At 57.5% G+C, this 15,971-nt stretch carries 15 protein-coding genes; 8 read left to right on the top strand and 7 right to left on the bottom strand.

Features of this window, described 5'->3' with window-relative positions; all coding sequences use genetic code 11:
• Positions 1-135 precede the first annotated feature (135 nt).
• Entirely contained in the window at positions 136-726 is a 591-nt protein-coding gene (locus AC0V6M_RS08095; RefSeq protein WP_486138309.1) for a YbhB/YbcL family Raf kinase inhibitor-like protein, read from the top strand.
• A gap of 57 nt (positions 727-783) precedes the next feature.
• The gene (locus AC0V6M_RS08100; protein ID WP_486138310.1) at positions 784-1,035 is read left to right on the top strand and encodes an SWIB/MDM2 domain-containing protein; all 252 of its coding nucleotides are present in this window, start codon (positions 784-786) and stop codon (positions 1,033-1,035) included.
• 29 nt (positions 1,036-1,064) lie between these two features.
• Here the strand turns inward: AC0V6M_RS08100 and AC0V6M_RS08105 are convergent, their stop codons facing one another.
• Entirely contained in the window at positions 1,065-1,466 is a 402-nt protein-coding gene (locus tag AC0V6M_RS08105) for a DoxX family protein (RefSeq protein WP_486138311.1), read from the bottom strand.
• A gap of 166 nt (positions 1,467-1,632) precedes the next feature.
• Between AC0V6M_RS08105 and AC0V6M_RS08110 the strand changes: the two genes are divergently transcribed.
• Positions 1,633-2,922 (top strand): dipeptidase, encoded by a 1,290-nt coding sequence (locus AC0V6M_RS08110; RefSeq protein WP_486138312.1) that lies wholly within the window; start codon positions 1,633-1,635, stop codon positions 2,920-2,922.
• 43 nt (positions 2,923-2,965) lie between these two features.
• On the opposite strand, the gene AC0V6M_RS08115 is transcribed toward AC0V6M_RS08110, so the two are convergent.
• Both AC0V6M_RS08115 and dapD read right to left on the bottom strand, forming a co-directional pair.
• Positions 2,966-3,118 carry a hypothetical protein gene (locus AC0V6M_RS08115; RefSeq protein ID WP_486138313.1) on the bottom strand — a complete coding sequence of 51 codons (153 nt, stop codon included), beginning with the start codon at positions 3,116-3,118 and terminating at the stop codon, positions 2,966-2,968.
• 87 nt (positions 3,119-3,205) lie between these two features.
• A complete protein-coding gene (gene dapD / locus AC0V6M_RS08120; protein ID WP_486138314.1) occupies positions 3,206-4,042 on the bottom strand; it encodes a 2,3,4,5-tetrahydropyridine-2,6-dicarboxylate N-succinyltransferase in 837 nt (278 codons plus the stop codon).
• A 228-nt stretch (positions 4,043-4,270) separates the two neighbouring features.
• On the opposite strand from dapD, the gene AC0V6M_RS08125 reads away from it, so the two are divergent.
• Positions 4,271-6,661, top strand: coding sequence for a S8 family peptidase (locus AC0V6M_RS08125; RefSeq protein WP_486138315.1), 2,391 nt, complete (start codon positions 4,271-4,273; stop codon positions 6,659-6,661).
• Between the two features lie 18 nt (positions 6,662-6,679).
• Here the strand turns inward: AC0V6M_RS08125 and AC0V6M_RS08130 are convergent, their stop codons facing one another.
• The 4 genes from AC0V6M_RS08130 to AC0V6M_RS08145 all read right to left on the bottom strand — a co-directional run bounded on the left by AC0V6M_RS08130 (position 6,680) and on the right by AC0V6M_RS08145 (position 11,771).
• Positions 6,680-7,768 (bottom strand): phosphotransferase family protein, encoded by a 1,089-nt coding sequence (locus AC0V6M_RS08130; RefSeq protein WP_486138316.1) that lies wholly within the window; start codon positions 7,766-7,768, stop codon positions 6,680-6,682.
• Positions 7,768-8,856: a Zn-dependent alcohol dehydrogenase gene (locus AC0V6M_RS08135; protein WP_486138317.1), complete on the bottom strand. Its 1,089-nt coding sequence runs from the start codon at positions 8,854-8,856 to the stop codon at positions 7,768-7,770. Before AC0V6M_RS08135 ends, AC0V6M_RS08130 begins: the two co-directional genes overlap by 1 nt.
• Before the next feature lie 27 nt (positions 8,857-8,883).
• The gene (locus AC0V6M_RS08140; RefSeq protein ID WP_486138318.1) at positions 8,884-10,218 is read right to left on the bottom strand and encodes an acyl-CoA dehydrogenase family protein; all 1,335 of its coding nucleotides are present in this window, start codon (positions 10,216-10,218) and stop codon (positions 8,884-8,886) included.
• An 89-nt stretch (positions 10,219-10,307) separates the two neighbouring features.
• On the bottom strand, positions 10,308-11,771 hold the full coding sequence (locus AC0V6M_RS08145) for an MFS transporter (RefSeq protein ID WP_486138319.1): 1,464 nt from the start codon (positions 11,769-11,771) through the stop codon (positions 10,308-10,310).
• Positions 11,772-11,986: 215 nt separating this feature from the next.
• Here AC0V6M_RS08145 and AC0V6M_RS08150 point away from each other — a divergent pair, with 215 nt between their 5' ends.
• From AC0V6M_RS08150 to AC0V6M_RS08165, 4 genes are all read left to right on the top strand, one after another.
• Positions 11,987-13,165, top strand: coding sequence for an acyl-CoA dehydrogenase family protein (locus AC0V6M_RS08150; RefSeq protein ID WP_486138320.1), 1,179 nt, complete (start codon positions 11,987-11,989; stop codon positions 13,163-13,165).
• Between the two features lie 82 nt (positions 13,166-13,247).
• On the top strand, positions 13,248-14,387 hold the full coding sequence (locus AC0V6M_RS08155) for an acyl-CoA dehydrogenase family protein (protein WP_486138321.1): 1,140 nt from the start codon (positions 13,248-13,250) through the stop codon (positions 14,385-14,387).
• 26 nt (positions 14,388-14,413) lie between these two features.
• Positions 14,414-15,217, top strand: coding sequence for an SDR family oxidoreductase (locus AC0V6M_RS08160; RefSeq protein ID WP_486139593.1), 804 nt, complete (start codon positions 14,414-14,416; stop codon positions 15,215-15,217).
• Positions 15,218-15,307: 90 nt separating this feature from the next.
• Positions 15,308-15,952, top strand: coding sequence for a hypothetical protein (locus AC0V6M_RS08165; protein ID WP_486138322.1), 645 nt, complete (start codon positions 15,308-15,310; stop codon positions 15,950-15,952).
• The last annotated feature ends 19 nt before the right edge of the window (positions 15,953-15,971 follow it).

Below are 15,971 nucleotides of genomic sequence, written 5' to 3' on the forward strand. Positions count from 1 at the left end.
TCTGCCATTTGGATACAACTTTTCACAATTTTGGATGAGTTTTCCTCAGAAACCGGGGCAAAGCTCAGCTAAAACTCTCGTCTTGGCGATCCGATGCGCCTAGTTTGCAAAGAGATTTAGGAGGGAATTGCTTCGATGACGGGTTTGCCTGATTGGCTCAAAGCTGCACTGCCTGCGTCCGCGCAGCATGCGGGCTTGGCGGTTGCGCAATTGGGCAGCGAACGCAATTTTGCCCGCGGCGGTTTCAAACTGACCAGCCCGGCATTTGGTCCTGGCGAAGAACTTGACCCTTGCTTCAGCGCTGAGGAAGAGGACGCTGTCGCGCCGCCACTTGAGTGGAATGCGCCGCCTCCTGGTGCACAAGAATTGGTCCTGATTGTGGAAGATGCGACCAGCGCCGGGGATGAGCCAGATTGCCATTGGTTGGTCTGGGGACTCAAGGGCCAAAAGGGCATGCTGCTGGAAGGTGAGACGCCTCCGCGTGTTGGAAAGAATTCAAAAGGCAATTCGGAATGGCTGCTGCCCAATCCGCCAGAAGGCGAGGCGCGGCAATATGTGTTCCAATTGTTTGCAACGGAATTGCCGCTGACGCTGATGCCCGGGGCGACCCGCGCGGATTTGTTGGCGACATTAGAAGGGTCGATAGTCGCCAGCGCATTGTTGGTCGCCCCATTTACTGGTTCTGCCGCTGAGGATGAAGGCGACTGGGCCGAAGACGATATTTGAAGTTGAATATGTGACTTTGATTTTTTGAAACCTGCCACCACTGAGAAGGAGAGGATTATGGCTGGAAAGACTAACGCACTGCAGAAACCGGTGCAGCTTTCGTCTGAACTTGAAGCTGTCATCGGCAAAGGTCCGATGACGCGCGCGCAAGTGACGTCGAAGATTTGGGAGTACATTAAGGGCAACAGCCTGCAAGACAGCAAAGACAAGCGTCAGATCAATCCTGATGGCAAGCTCGGCGCTGTGATCGGTAAAGATCAGATCTCAATGTTCAAAATGACGGCTGCGGTGTCTAAGCACCTCACCTAAGAGTGATCGCTGGCGGCGTTGCGCGCATATTACGTGCGGCGTCGCCAGCCCACTTCTCCAGCGAACAGCGCCAGCCAGATCAATATCGGTTGCGCAATCATTCGCGGAATATGATAGCCAAGCCCGAGACCGCCATCGGAGCTCGCCATGTCCATGGCAAAGTGATTGATATTGGCGGGCCATACACACAGCGCATAAAGAGCAAGGCCGATGCCGCCCGCCTGCCTTAGCGGCTTGGAAATGGGCTGAAGCAAGGCGATTGCCCCGGCGATCTCGGCAATCCCTGTCCAATAGACGACCGCCTCTGGTGCTGGCACGAAGCCTGGCATGATCGCCAGAAATGGCCCTGGCGTGGCGACATGTGCATAGCCAGCATAGCCGTAAAACACGGCCAAGATCACCCGCACTACCGCACGGCTCCAGCGCTTCACGCTGCTTTCCTGCTGATCTGCGGCTATGGTTTCGCCTTGATGCTGCTCAATTGAATTGTCGATTGGTCATTCCCCGCCACTTTGCAGAAAGCCGCTTCCCTTCGCCCTGCTGCTTGCTAAGACGAGGTATAGCCGATCTGGACCATGCTTAGGAGCTGCTTTTGCCATGAAATATGCCGCCGCCTTGCTCGCCGCTTCCCTGCTGACCTCACCGCTTGCTGCGCAAGACGCAGGGGGTGAAGCAGCCGCGCCAGATCCCGCAGAGGCGCTTGCTGCGGCCGCGCTTGAGGCCGCGCCGGTATTTGATGGGCATAATGATGTGCCGATCCAGTTGCGCTCCCGGTTCGACAACCAGATCAATGATTTTGACTTTGTTGATACAACGGGCACTGGCGTGACCCATCCTGAGGGCCGGGCGATGCACTCTGACCTGACCCGCCTAGCGGAGGGTAAAGTCGGCGCGCAATATTGGTCGGTCTACGTGCCAACCAATATCAGCGAGCCAGAGGCCGCGCAGATGACGATGGAGCAGATCGATGTGATGAAACGTCTGATCGCGCGCTACCCCGATCAATTGCAGCCGACGATGACCGCTGACCAGGCCGAAAGTGCGATGGCTGAGGGGCGGATCGCCTCGTTTCTGGGAATGGAGGGCGGCCACTCAATCGGCTCCAGCCTCGCGGTCCTGCGGCAAATGTATGCGCTAGGCGCGCGCTATATGACGATCACCCACTCTCGCAACACGCCTTGGGCTGACAGCGCGACTGACACGCCCGAGCATGGCGGCTTGACCGATTTCGGCAAAGACTTGATCCGCGAGATGAACCGCATTGGGATGCTGGTCGACCTTAGCCATGTCAGCGAAGAAACAATGATGGACGCGCTTGATACGACTCGCGCTCCGGTGATCTTTAGCCATTCCGGCGCGCGCGCAATCAATGGCCATGCGCGCAATGTTCCAGACTCAGTTCTCGAAAGATTGCCTCAAAATGGCGGTATTGTGATGGTCGTTGGCTTGCCCGGCTTTCTCAATGAAGAACGCCGCCAGTGGTATAGCCAGCGCGAGGCAGAGTTGGCGCGGCAAGAATCGCTATACCAGGGCCAGCCGAGCATTGTTGAAGCGGCCATGGCAGACTGGGATGCGGCCAATCCAGAGCCTCAGACACCAGTGAGCCAGATGGCCGACCATATCGATCATATCCGCTCGGTCGCAGGCGTTGAATATATTGGGATCGGGGCTGATTTTGACGGGATGCCAACCGGGCCGATCGGCATGGAAGACAGCGCAGGCTATCCAGCGCTTTTCACCGAGCTTGCCCGGCGTGGCTATTCGCAAACAGAGTTAGAGCTGATCTCAAGTCTAAATGCGATTCGTGTTTTGCGGGCAGCCGAACGCTATTCGAGCAGTGTTTCAGCAATGCCGCCAATCGAAACGCTGATTGAACCTAGTGAGTGACTCTGATGGAGTCTTCACTAGGCCGGAATTCGAAGGTTAGTGTTTAGCCGTAAAGCGCAGGAATAACCCACACGAGTGTCATCGCAATGACCGCTGCGGCCAGGCTGATGCCGAGAACCCAGCGCATTGCACCCGTGGTATGCGCGCCGCGTGCGTCATCATCTTCGATGTGAATTTCGTCGCCTTCTTTATGCATAAAGCCCTCCGCTAGCTGGGGTGATAAGTAATTTAACGGAGAGCGCCAGCAATCGTTCCAAGGTTGCTGGCCGGCTCAGTATTTCAATCAATCGCGCAGCAACTCGTTAATGCCTGTTTTGGAACGAGTTTGCGCGTCCACAGTCTTCACGATGACCGCGCAATAGAGCGACGGACCGGGGCTGCCATCAGCCAAAGGTTTGCCCGGCAGTGCGCCTGGGACCACCACTGCGTAGGGCGGAACTTCGCCGCGGTGCACCTCGCCCGTCGCGCGGTCGACGATCTTGGTAGATGCCCCGAGGTAAACGCCCATTGAGAGTACAGCGCCGTCGCCAACGCGCACGCCCTCTGCCACTTCGCTGCGCGCGCCAATGAATGCACCGTCGCCAATGATCACGGGTTCCGCCTGCAACGGCTCCAGCACGCCGCCAATGCCAGCGCCGCCGGAAATGTGCACATTCTTGCCAATTTGCGCGCATGAACCAACCGTTGCCCAAGTGTCGATCATGGTGCCTTCATCAACAAATGCGCCGATGTTCACAAAGCTGGGCATTAGGACAACGCCTTTGCCAATATGGCTGCCGCGCCGCACGATTGCGCCCGGAACAACGCGAAAACCGGCGTCGTTGAACCGGCTTTCGCCCCAACCAGCAAACTTGGTGGGGACCTTGTCATAAGCTGCCTCGCCAGCAGAGGCCCCTTCCATCACGTGATTATCGCTGAGACGGAAAGAAAGCAGCACCGCCTTTTTCAGCCATTGGTTCACGCGCCACCCGCCATTTCCATCGGGTTCTGCCACCCGGGCCTGACCGCTGTCGAGCAAAGCCAGAGCATCGTTTACCGCATGGCGTACGTCGCTACCCGGAGTGATGTCGGCGCGCGCTTCCCATGCCGCTTCGATTTGGGTGATCAACTCTTCAGACATGTTTTCTCCAAAATGACTGCTCTTGAATTTGCCTTCAGTCGGAAAATTCGCCGCAATGCCTTCTCGTTATTTACAAGGTTGTTGTGCTGCTAGCCCGCTGAGATCATAGTCACAAGAGCCCGCAACATTGCTGGCGCAATTCCACGTTTACCGAAGCAATCGGCTTGCCTTGTTATTAACCTTGGACTTAAGCTTTGTCCTTAGAGGGGCACACGAAGGACGATCTTGATGAATAAGAAGCCAAATTGCCCGGTCAACTTGAAAATTGTCGTCGCGGCGACAGCGTGCGCAGCGCTCGGTGCTTGCGGTGGAAGCGCAGGCGGCGCTGGCGGAGCCGGGCCAATATCGACGCCGGTACCTGCCCCAGTGCCGCCGCCGCCCCCACCACCTCCACCACCGCCTCCTCCACCCGCAACCAATTTTGACACCGCGGAATTCCGCCGTTCTGACGGGCCTGATTTTCACGGCGCTGTCTCGGCATGGGAGCAGGGGTTCACTGGGGCTGGAGAGATCATTGCGATCATCGATACGGGTCTGGATACGGACAGTCCTGAATTCGTTGGCCGAGTGAATGCCAATTCTGCGGATGTCGTCGGCAATCGCGGCGTCGATCCAGAAGATGATCACGGCACAAACGTGGCATTGGTTGCCGCCGGAGGGCGCGATGGCATCGGTGTGCTGGGAATTGCGTTTGAAGCTGACATCCTTGCGGTTCGGGCCGACAACATCGGCTCCTGCGGTATAGACACGCCGTCTGACCCATCGCTCGGATGCTTGTTCAGCGACGGGAACATCGCCGATGGCATTGATCTTGCTATCAGTTCTGGTGCGAGCGTGGTCAACATAAGCTTGGGCGGCGGTTTCGCATCGCGAAGTCTGCTTGATGCGGTGGAACGGGCGGCTAACGCAGGATTGGCTATTGTCGTGTCGGCCGGCAATTCTGGCGATGGTTCGGATCCAAACATTGACCCTGACCAGCCAGACGCTTTCGCATCTAGCATTCAGCAGGCCGGCAATGGCAATGTAATCATCGTCGGCTCGGTCGATGAAAACGGCGCGATTTCGGATTTCTCAAATCGTGCCGGGGACTTTGCCAGCTCTTATATCAATGCGCGCGGCGAAACCATTTGCTGCGTCTATGACAATGGCGAGCTGTTCGTTGAAAACATCAATGGGGGCGAATTCGTCACATTGTTTTCTGGCACCAGCTTTGCCGCTCCTCAGGTGTCTGGCGCGGTTGCCTTGCTGGCGCAGGCTTTCCCAAATCTAACCGGCCAAGAGATTGTGCAGATACTGCTCGACAGCGCGCGGGATGCGGGCGCGACCGGTGTTGATGCGGTCTTCGGCTCGGGCATTCTTGATATCGAAGCTGCGTTTGCGCCAGCGGGCACTACCACCCTAGGTGGAACCCAGTCGAGACTGGCGCTGGCCGATGACGTCGTGATTGGTTCAGCCGCTATGGGCGATGCCTTGAACAGAACCAGCTTAACAGCAGTTGTGACCGATAGTTATGGCCGGGCTTACACCTATGACCTAGGCACACAGACACGCAATTCTGCGCAGGTTCAGCGCCTTCGCGGTGTGGTTGAGCGCAGCGGTATCAGCCGCGGCGGAACGACCGGCGCTGTGTCGATGGCTTTCACTATAGGAGACACGACGCGCACTGGCGAGCGCGCTTGGGCGCAGCAATTGCAACTGACTCCAGAGGAGGCGCAAGGCGCGCGGGTTCTGGCGGCGCGCGTTGCGGCCAAGATCGCGCCTGATCTTCAGCTAGGCTTTGCATTGTCGCAAGGCGCAGGCGGTCTAGTCGCTCAGATGCAAGGCACGGACCGGCCAGCATTTCGCATCGCACCGCAAGCAAGCGGCGATGATGGGTTTTTCCAAAGCAGCGAATTTTCGCTGGCTGCGCGCCACCAGCTTGGCCCTTGGGGGCTGACGGTGTCGGCTGACGGGGGCAATGTGCTGCTGGGCGCGGGCAGACAGGCCGAAGATGTGCTTACTGGCGTGCGTGAAGAGCGATCCACGCAAAGCTTTGGCCTTGCTGCGGATCGCAAAATCGCCGGCGTGGACGCGATTGTCTCGCTCACCTGGATGCAGGAAACGGACACGTTGTTGGGTGCGCATTTCCACGATGCGCTTGGCATTGGCGGGGCGGACACGATGTTTTTCGACGCCGAACTGAGCCATGAATTTGCTCGCGGTTGGCGAGTTGGCGGGGCTTACCGTCAAGGCATCACTCGCCCACGTGGTGGATCACTCCTTGGTGACGGCTCGCAATTACTGAGTGAGGCTTGGTCATTCGATGTGACGCACTACGGCGTGCTCACCAACGGCGACAGTCTGGGCCTTCGCTTTAGCCAACCCTTGCGAGTGAGCGGCGGCGGGCTGAACCTCGATCTGCCGGTGGCCTATGACTATGCGACCGAGAGCGCGGTCTTTGGAACGCAGCGGCTTTCGCTTTCTCCGGAAGGGCGCGAAGTGATGGGCGAACTTGCCTGGCAAGGGCCGCTTTCGTTCGGTTATGCCTCGGCGAGCCTGTTCTATCGCCGCGATCCGGGGCACTTCGCCGCGTCGCGCGATGATGCGGGCGCAGTGGTGAGCTTTAGCGCGGAGTTCTGAGCGCGCTCAGTTGAAAGCTTACTCTGGCATTCCCGCTTCGATGGCAAATTGATAAGCGCGTGCGACCAGCGGGGCGACCCGGTCGCTCATCGCTTTCGCATGAGCGGACGAGGCTGTGCCATCAATCACGCGCTTCTTAATACCCTGCATGATCCCGGCGAGCCGGAACAGATTATAAGCAAAATACCATTCCATTGGCGGCACCGGATAGCCGGTGCGCGCGACATAGCGTTCAACCGCTTCCTTAACCGTCGGAATGCCCAGCTCACCCAAATCGAGCCCGAGCAATCCGGCGCGGCCATCGGCAGGCTGGAACCAGTTGAGCATCAAATAGCTGAAATCAGCAATCGGATCACCGAGCGTTGAGAGTTCCCAATCGAGCACCGCAATCACTCGGTTTTCGGTCTTGTGAAAGATCACATTGTCGAGCCGGTAATCGCCATGCACCACAGAGCTTTCATGCTGCGGCGGGATTGTCTCAGGCAGCCATTCAATCAGCCGCTCCATTTGCGGCATATGCTCTGTTTCAGATAGCTTATATTGCTTTGACCAGCGGCTGATCTGGCGCGCACAATAATCATTGGGCTTGCCATAATTCCCAAGTCCGATTTCTGACGGTGTCTTAAGGTGCATGTCCGCGATCGTATCGATGAGCGCATTGTAGAGCTCGCGGCGTTCGTCCTTGGAGCATCCGGGCAAGGCACCATTCCACAGGCTGCGTCCATCAGCCATGCTCATAGCGAAGAATTTTGAGCCCAGAACCTCTGGGTCTTCGCACAGGCCATAGGTGCGCGGCACCGGAAAACCGGTTGGGTAAAGCCCCGTCATCGCCGCATATTCGCGGTCGACCGCGTGTGCGCTGGGCAGCAGTTTTCCGAAGGGCTGACGGCGCAGAACGTAATTCGCGCTAGGTGTTTCGATTTTATAGGTTGGGTTGGATTGCCCGCCTTTGAATTTGGTGTAGCTGATCGGCCCAGCAAAGCCTTCGACATTGGCTTCAAACCACGCCGTCAGCTTATCCATGTCGAGCTTGTCAGCATCCGCCACCTCGACCGTGCCGACCATTTCCTGGTCGAAATCGATTTGCGGAGCAGAATTGTCAGTCATCAGTCAAACACCACCACACTGCGCGCAGAATTGCCGGCGCGCATTTTGTCAAAACCAGCATTAATATCATCGAGTGCGATCCGCTCAGCGATAATCGTATCGAGATCGAGCAGACCGCGAAGGTAGAAATCCACGAGGCGCGGAAGATCGACCGGGAAATGGTTCATTCCCATGATCGCGCCCATCAGCTTTTTACCGCCGAGCAGGTCCATAGCGCCAAGCCCGACTTTGCAATCAAGTGGCATCATGCCGAGGATCACAGCCGTACCGCCGCGCCGCAAGCACGCAACCGCAAGATCGGCGGAGGCCTGACGCCCAACCGCTTCGATACCGAAATCGACACCGCCGTTCGAGATCGCTGTGATCTGCTTGGCGGCATCATCTGCTGTGGCGTCAATCGTATGCGTCGCGCCCAACGTTTCCGCCAGAGCGCGCTTTTCCGGGAGAGGATCGACGGCGATGATCTGACCAGCGCCGGCAATCTTGGCCGCATTAACAACCGCAAGGCCAACCCCGCCGCAACCGATCACCGCGACAGTCTGTCCCGGCGTCAGTTTGCAAGCATTGAAGATCGTGCCCGCGCCGGTTGTGACCGCGCAGCCAATGATCGCCGCCCGATCGAGTGGCATGTCTTTGTCGATCGACACGCAGGCGTTCTCATGGATCAGCATCTGCTCAGAGAATGCCGACAGGTTGAGCATCTGATTGACGGGTTCGTCGCCGTTGCGGGTAATGCGCAACGTATCACCCTTGCCACGGCGAGTGTTCCCGCCAAGGCAGAGGGCCATGCGCCCGGTTACGCAGAATTCGCAGGTCCCGCAGAAGGCACTGAGGCAGGATACGACGTGATCGCCGGGTTTGACGGAGCGCACTTCGCTGCCCACGGCGCGGACAATGCCCGCTGCCTCGTGCCCCGGAATCGCGGGGAGAGGATGCGGATAGGCCCCATCGATAAAGTGGAGATCTGAATGGCACAGGCCGCAGGCCTTAGTGTCAATCAGCACTTCGTGCGGCGCTGGATCAGCCAGTTCGACCTCGCCAATGACGAGGCCTTCACCTGGCGTCTCCAGAATTGCTGCCTTTGCCATAGCTGGCCTCTCCCCTTTCGGCCCCGCTTAGCGGGTGGCGCCCATGTCGCCTGAGCTCATGCTGCCAGCATCATTGGCGGCATTGCCGCTGCCGCGCAGAGCGTTAGCGGTTGGCCCTGCTTCTGGAACGTGCTTGCCAAATTCCATCCGGGCGATGGAGCGTGCGTGCACTTCATCGGGACCATCGGCGAGACGCAAAGTGCGCTGATGCGCATAAGCGTTGGCGAGGCCGTAATCGTTCGACACACCGCCGCCGCCATGGGCTTGAATCGCATCGTCAATGATTTTCAGAGCCATGTTCGGCGCCTGAACCTTGATCATCGCGATTTCCTGCTTGGCCGATTTGTTGCCGACCTTGTCCATCATGTCGGCAGCCTTGAGGCACAGCAGACGGGTCATGTCGATATCGATCCGGGCACGCGCGACGCGCTCTTCCCAGACCGAGTGCTTGTAGATCGGTTTGCCGAATGCTTCGCGCTCTTGCAAACGCTTGCACATCTTGGCGAGCGCCTCTTCAGCAACGCCAATGGTGCGCATGCAGTGGTGGATCCGGCCTGGGCCGAGGCGCCCTTGAGCGATCTCGAAACCGCGGCCTTCGCCCAGCAGCATGTTGGTGACCGGGACACGGACGTCCTTCATTTCCACTTCCATATGGCCGTGGGGCGCATCGTCATAACCGAACACCGGCAGGTGGCGGATGATGTTCACGCCCGGTGCGTCGTTAGGCATCAAGAGCATCGATTGCTGTGCGTGGCGGCCCGCAGTCGGATCGGTCTTGCCCATCACGATGGAAACCTTGCAGCGCGGGTCGCCCAGACCCGACGACCACCACTTGCGGCCATTGATCACATATTCATCGCCGTCGCGCTCAATCCGGGTTTCGATATTGGTCGCGTCGGAACTGGCGGTGAATGGCTCTGTCATAAGAAAGGCGGAACGAATTTCGCCGTTCATGATTGGGCGCAGCCACTTTTCCTTTTGCTCGATCGCACCGTAACGGTGGAACACTTCCATATTTCCTGTGTCAGGCGCGGAGCAATTGAAGACTTCACTGGCCCAGCCGATGCGGCCCATTTCTTCCGCGCACAGCGCGTATTCGAGATTCGTCAGGCCGGGGCCTTCGAATTCGAACGTCTCTTCGACGTGATGGTGGCCATCATTGCGCGGCGGCATGAAGAGGTTCCAGATGCCAGCTTCCTTCGCCAGCTTCTTCTTGTCTTCGATGATCTGGATTACTTTCCAGCGATCGCCTTCGGCATCTTGCGCTTTATAGGTGTCCATGTTGGGGCGAACATGCGCCTCGATAAAATCGCGCACGCGGTCGCGCCAAAAAACCTGACGTTCGGTTGGCTGAAAATCCATTGGGGGTTTCCTCTCTGTCTATCTTCGAATCTGTTGAGAGAACCGTGGCAGAGTGCAACTGACCCGCCAAGCTCTCTTTTGCGGAACTGCTAGCTAAGCCCGGGTGAATGTCCTTGCGCGGCCAATGCGGCATCGCGCGCTTCCACGCGTGCTTCATGTTCTTCCTTCGTAATTGGAAATCTGCCGAGCCAATAGGCCGCGAAAAGCGCCAGCACGATGGTTGCAACAGCAAAGCTGATGATCATTGTTGAAAGCACGCTTGCTGGAACAGATGTCGGGTCGGCCCCTTGTTCCAACTGCGAAATGGCGATGATCTGTCCGGTCAAAGCCGCGCCAAAGCCAGTTGCGCATTTCTGGACCAGCCAATTGCCTGAATAAAAAGATCCCTCTGCACGGCGTCCGGTACGCTCTTCAAAGGCTTCGACAATTTCTGCGATCATAGATGAAGCGGAGATCATGATCACCACGCCAAACATATTCGCGAAGATCACGAAGGCGTAATAAAGGAAAGTCGATGAATATGAGGCGACCTCTGGCCACCATCCAATCAGAAAAAGTCCATAGGGAGCAAGGCCGAACGCAAGCGCGATGAAGGCGCTGATCGCTGCACTTTTTGGCTTGCCTAAGCGGGCATGCATAGGGCCGACGATCATAAACATGCCGATGACTGAAATAGCGAGGACGAACGGATAGGCAGTCAGGCCATTAAGCCACGCCGGAGCCCAATCGAACGTCACCCGGTCAAGCTGCCAGACGAACAGGTTTAAGTAGTTAGAGATCGAAAAAGTCATTCCCTGACTGATGTAAGCGGCGAGGCCACCTGCGGCGAAAATCAGGAATGCCTTTTCGCTAAACGCTTCCTTGATCTCAGAAAATGCTTCTTTGAGGCTGAAAGGCGGAGGCTTGGTATCTGGCAATTTGGCAACAATGGAATGCTGGCCATAGGCTGAGCCGAGCACCGCCACAGCCATAACGACCGCGCCGAATGTGCCGAAGGCGGGGTAGCCGTCCTGTACCAGCAATCCGTTCTCGCCCGGCATAAATACGGTGTAGGCCAGCACCATCATCATGATACCTCCCATCCAGCCCGACAAATATCGATAGCGGAACAAGGTGGTCCGCTCATTATAATCTGATGTCAGTTCCGGAATGAGGCTGGTTGAGGGGACTTCGCACGCTGACAGCAGCAAACGCACCGCCACCATAATGCCAAGCAAACCGAGCGCAGTCGGGGCCTCGCCGCCTGGCGGTGACCACAACAGCACCCAGGCGAAGGCCAGTGGTATTGGCGCTGCATAGAGCCACGGCAATCTTCTGCCCCAGCGGGTGTAGGTACGGTCGGACAGATAGCCGATAATCGGATCGATAAACGCATCGATCAGCAATGCCCCGAGCAACACCAGACCAACAAGGCCAGCATCCATTCCCAGCACTTGGCTGTAATAGAACAGCAGGAAGAACAGAAATCCGCCATCCTTGACCCCAAACGCGACCGCGCCAAAGCCATGGATGATCTTTAATTTTAAGGGCAATTTGCCTTTAACGAAGCTCATGCATGCACCTTGCCGTGCGCCGTCTTCGCTGCGAATCTGATCACAAAGTTCTCCCAAACTCCTGACGCAAGCGTAAGCTAAGCGCTGTGCGCGTCAATCGAAACCGCTTGACGTTACGGCATCCGATCAATCGAATTTCTATGCTTGCAGCCGTGGGGCAAATGACCATAACGTAAGCGTCAAGTGGGAGCTTAGTTGAGAGGAGAATCGGCGACATGTCCGATCTAGAACAATTCCGCCAAGAAACCCGCGCATGGCTGGAGGCGAACTGCCCGGCTGAGATGCGCGAACCTGTCCGCGATGAAGGCGACATTTATTGGGGCGGCCGCCGGGCAACCTTCAAGAATGACGCGCAAAAGGCGTGGTTCGATGCGTGCCTTGCGAAAGGCTACACGGTTCCAGCTTGGCCGAAAGAATATGGCGGCGCAGGCCTCGCGCCCGAAGAGGCCAAGGTCCTGCGTCAGGAAATGAGCCGCATAAATGCGCGCCCGCCGCTTTCTAGCTTTGGCATTTGGATGCTTGGCCCAGCGCTGCTGCACTTCGGTACGGAAGAGCAAAAGAAGCATTTTCTGGGTGAGATCGCACGCGGCGAAATCCGCTGGTGCCAGGGCTATTCAGAGCCAGGTTCAGGCAGCGATTTGGTCAGCCTGCAAACCTTTGGCGAAGACAAAGGCGATCACTGGGTTGTGAACGGTCAGAAGGTTTGGACCAGCTATGCTGACCAAGCCGACTGGATTTTCTGCCTGGTGCGAACTGACAAAGAGAACAAGTATCAAGGCATCACCTTCATGCTGTTCGACATGGAAAGCGAAGGCTGTTCGACCAAGCCGATCAAGCTGATCAGCGGCAACTCGCCGTTCTGCGAAACCTTCATGGACAATGTGAAGGTGCCCAAGAGCTATGGCGAAGGTCTGCCTGCACAAGTGGGCGAGGTTAATCGCGGCTGGGACGTGGCGAAATATCTGCTCGGCCATGAGCGCGAAATGATTTCCGGGGCCGACGGCGGCAACACCGGCACGATTGGCGCGGCCATGAAGCGCCACGCTGGCGAGCTAGACCCGGTACTGCGCGCAGAGCTGGCGATGTTCGACGTTGATGCATTGGCTTACGGCGCGATGGGCGAGAAATTCCTCGACGAAATCAAGGTTGGCAAGGCGCATCCTGCCCAGCCGAACATGATGAAATACGTGGGAACTGAACTCAACAAGCGCCGCCACGAGCTGATGATGTCGGCTGGCGGCTCGCGCAGTCTCGAATGGGAAAGCGAGGAAACGAGCGGCGGCAAGCCATCTCGCAACTGGTTGCGGACCAAGGCGAACTCGATTGAGGGCGGTACATCGGAAGTCATGCTTAATGTGATTTCCAAGCGCATTCTCGACCTGCCCGGTTCTTAACCGAAAGCTCAAGCACACATGGCCGCTCCGCAATTTGCGCGGGCGGCCCGCACGAATGAATGTATGAGAGGATCAAGGGACTATGCCCCTTTACCAGAATGACGACCAGGCCATGCTGGCCGACAGCGCTCGCCAATTTATGGCCGACGAAGGCAATATTGCCAAGCAATTGCGCCATTGGAGAGACCGTGATTGCCCGGATGGATTTGGCCATGCGCTGTGGGAGCAGTTTGGCGAAATGGGCTTCACCCGCATTCTTGTTGGCGAAGAAGATGGCGGGCTTGGCATGGGCCATGTTGAGGCAGGTATTGTTCTCGAAGAGATCGGACGCAATCTGTCGCCTTCGCCGTTTCTGACCAGCTCAGTCTTGGCTGCCACCGCGCTGAACCACGGTTCCAGCGATCTGCGCGGACGCTATTTGCCCGGCCTGATCGAAGGCAAGAGCGTGTTTGCCGTGGCGATTGATGAAGGCGCAAAGCACCGCCCCGAGCGGATTAAAATGCGCGCTGAAAAGTCAGGTAATGGCTTCAAGCTTTCCGGCCAGAAAGATTTCGTCATCCACGGCGCAAGCTCCGATATGATCGTTGTCGCGGCTCGCACCAGCGGCAGCGATGATGACGAAGACGGCATTACTCTGTTTGCTGTGCCCAAGGACGCGGCAAATATGAGCCACGATGCGGTTCGCCTAGTCGACAGTTCCGTTGCGACCCACACCACCTTTAATGGCGTAGAGCTGGATGGTGACGCAGTTATTGGCGAAGTTGATGGCGGACGCGAAGTGCTCAACGCCATGCTGAAGGCAGGGCGCGTCGGCGCAGCTGCAGAGGGGGTTGGCGTGGCCAGCGGCGCGATGGATATGACCGTCGAATACCTCAAGCAGCGCAAGCAATTCGGCAAGCTGATTGGAGAGTTTCAAGCGCTGCAGCACCGCGCAAGTCACCTCTATTCCGAGGTCGAAATTGCGCGGGCTTCCGTGATCAAGGCGCAGCAATTGCTCGATGGCGACAGCGAAAATGCTGACCTGATGGCATCGGTTGCCAAGGCGAAAGTCTCACAAACAGCAGGACTGGCCGTGCGCGAAGGTGTGCAAATGCACGGCGGCATTGGCATGACCGACGAATATGACATCGGCCTCTATATGAAGCGCGACCGCGCGCTCAGCGAATTCCTTGGTGATGCCTATTACCATGCTGGCCGTGTGGCTGAGATGAGCGGCTACTAAGCCTTCCAATTGGAGCAAGAATTATGATGGATATGAACGCCCTGTTTGGCCTTAACGGCCGCGTTGCTCTGGTGACCGGTGGCAGTCGCGGCATTGGCAAGATGTTTGTTGAGGGCCTGCTGTCCGCGGGCTGCGCGCGGGTTTACATCTCCGCGCGCAAGGTTGAGCAGATGCAGGAAACCATCGCCGAGTTTGGCGAAGACAAAGTGATCGGCATTCCCGCTGACCTCAGCCAGATGGATGGCATCCAGAGCCTCGCCGATGAAATGGCGAAGCGCGAGGACAAGCTTGATATTCTGATCAACAATGCTGGCGCTGCCTGGGGCCAACCTTATCTGGAATTCAGCGAAGCGGGCTGGCACCGCACGATGGATCTGAATGTCAAAACGCCGTTTTTCCTCACGCAAAAGCTGCATGATCTGCTGGTTGCAGGCGGCAAGGGCGATCACCCGGCAAAGGTGATCCACGTCTCGTCCATTGATGGACAGCGCATCAATCCGTGGGAAACATATCCGTATCAGGCATCGAAAGCCGCCGTCATCCAGCTGACCAAGCGGATGGCCGCGCGTCTGATCCAAGACAATATCATCGTCACCTCGATCGCGCCTGGAGCCTTCCCAAGCGAGATGAACAAGGCGGCCAAGAATGCGCCTGATGCATCGGCTGCGATGATTCCGTCGAAACGCGTCGGCACGAAGGAAGATATGGCGGCGGCTGCCATCTACCTTTGCAGCCGCGCTGGCGATTATGTGGTTGGCGATACAGTGACGGTTGATGGCGGGGTTGTGAACGCCGCGCTGCCGAGCATGTTCAACGATCCTGCTGGCTAATCACAGCCTTTACGGCTTCAAGACTTGTAACCTTCGGCACACGCCCCTCGAACTGACATGTAAGAGAAGCGTCTGCCGGAGGATTACACCATGCCCAAATACAAACGCCGCTATCAGCTTATTCAGGCGGCATCGCTCGCGATCTTTCTAGGGCTAGGCATTGCGGCGGCACCCTATGCCGATGCGCAGGACGCAGAACCGGCCCCTGATTTTAGCGAGCCCGCGCCTGAAAATGGCGAGACCCCTGAGGCGGCGCCAGAAATCAGCGAAGAGCTCAAAGCTGTGCTCGATCAGATGGATGAGGTAATCGGCGCGCTCGATGGCGACGCGCAGCGCACCGGCAATTCTTGGCAGTTTACGCTCGAGGAGCGCAGCATTCTGGTGGTCACTGATATCAGCCAAGGCCGTATGCGAGTGATTACTCCGATTGCCGCCGTTTCCGATTTGCCAGAGGGTGCGATGGAGCGCCTGATGCAGGCGAATTTCGATACCGCTCTCGATGCACGGTATGCAGTGGCGCAGAACCTAGTGTGGGGCGCCTATATCCATCCCCTCGACACGCTGACCACGCGCGATTTCGCTTCAGGCGTGCTACAGACCCATGCTCTTGCCGAAACGTTTGGCACGACCTTCTCAAGCGGCGCGCTGAATTACGGTGGCGGCGACAGCGGTGCTATTCTCGGCGAGCAGCTCAAGGAACTGCTGGAGCAATTGGAAGACCGCAATACGATTTAGGGCTGTCGTCGTTTGCGGC

This window comes from Erythrobacter sp. JB3-1, assembly GCF_057364995.1.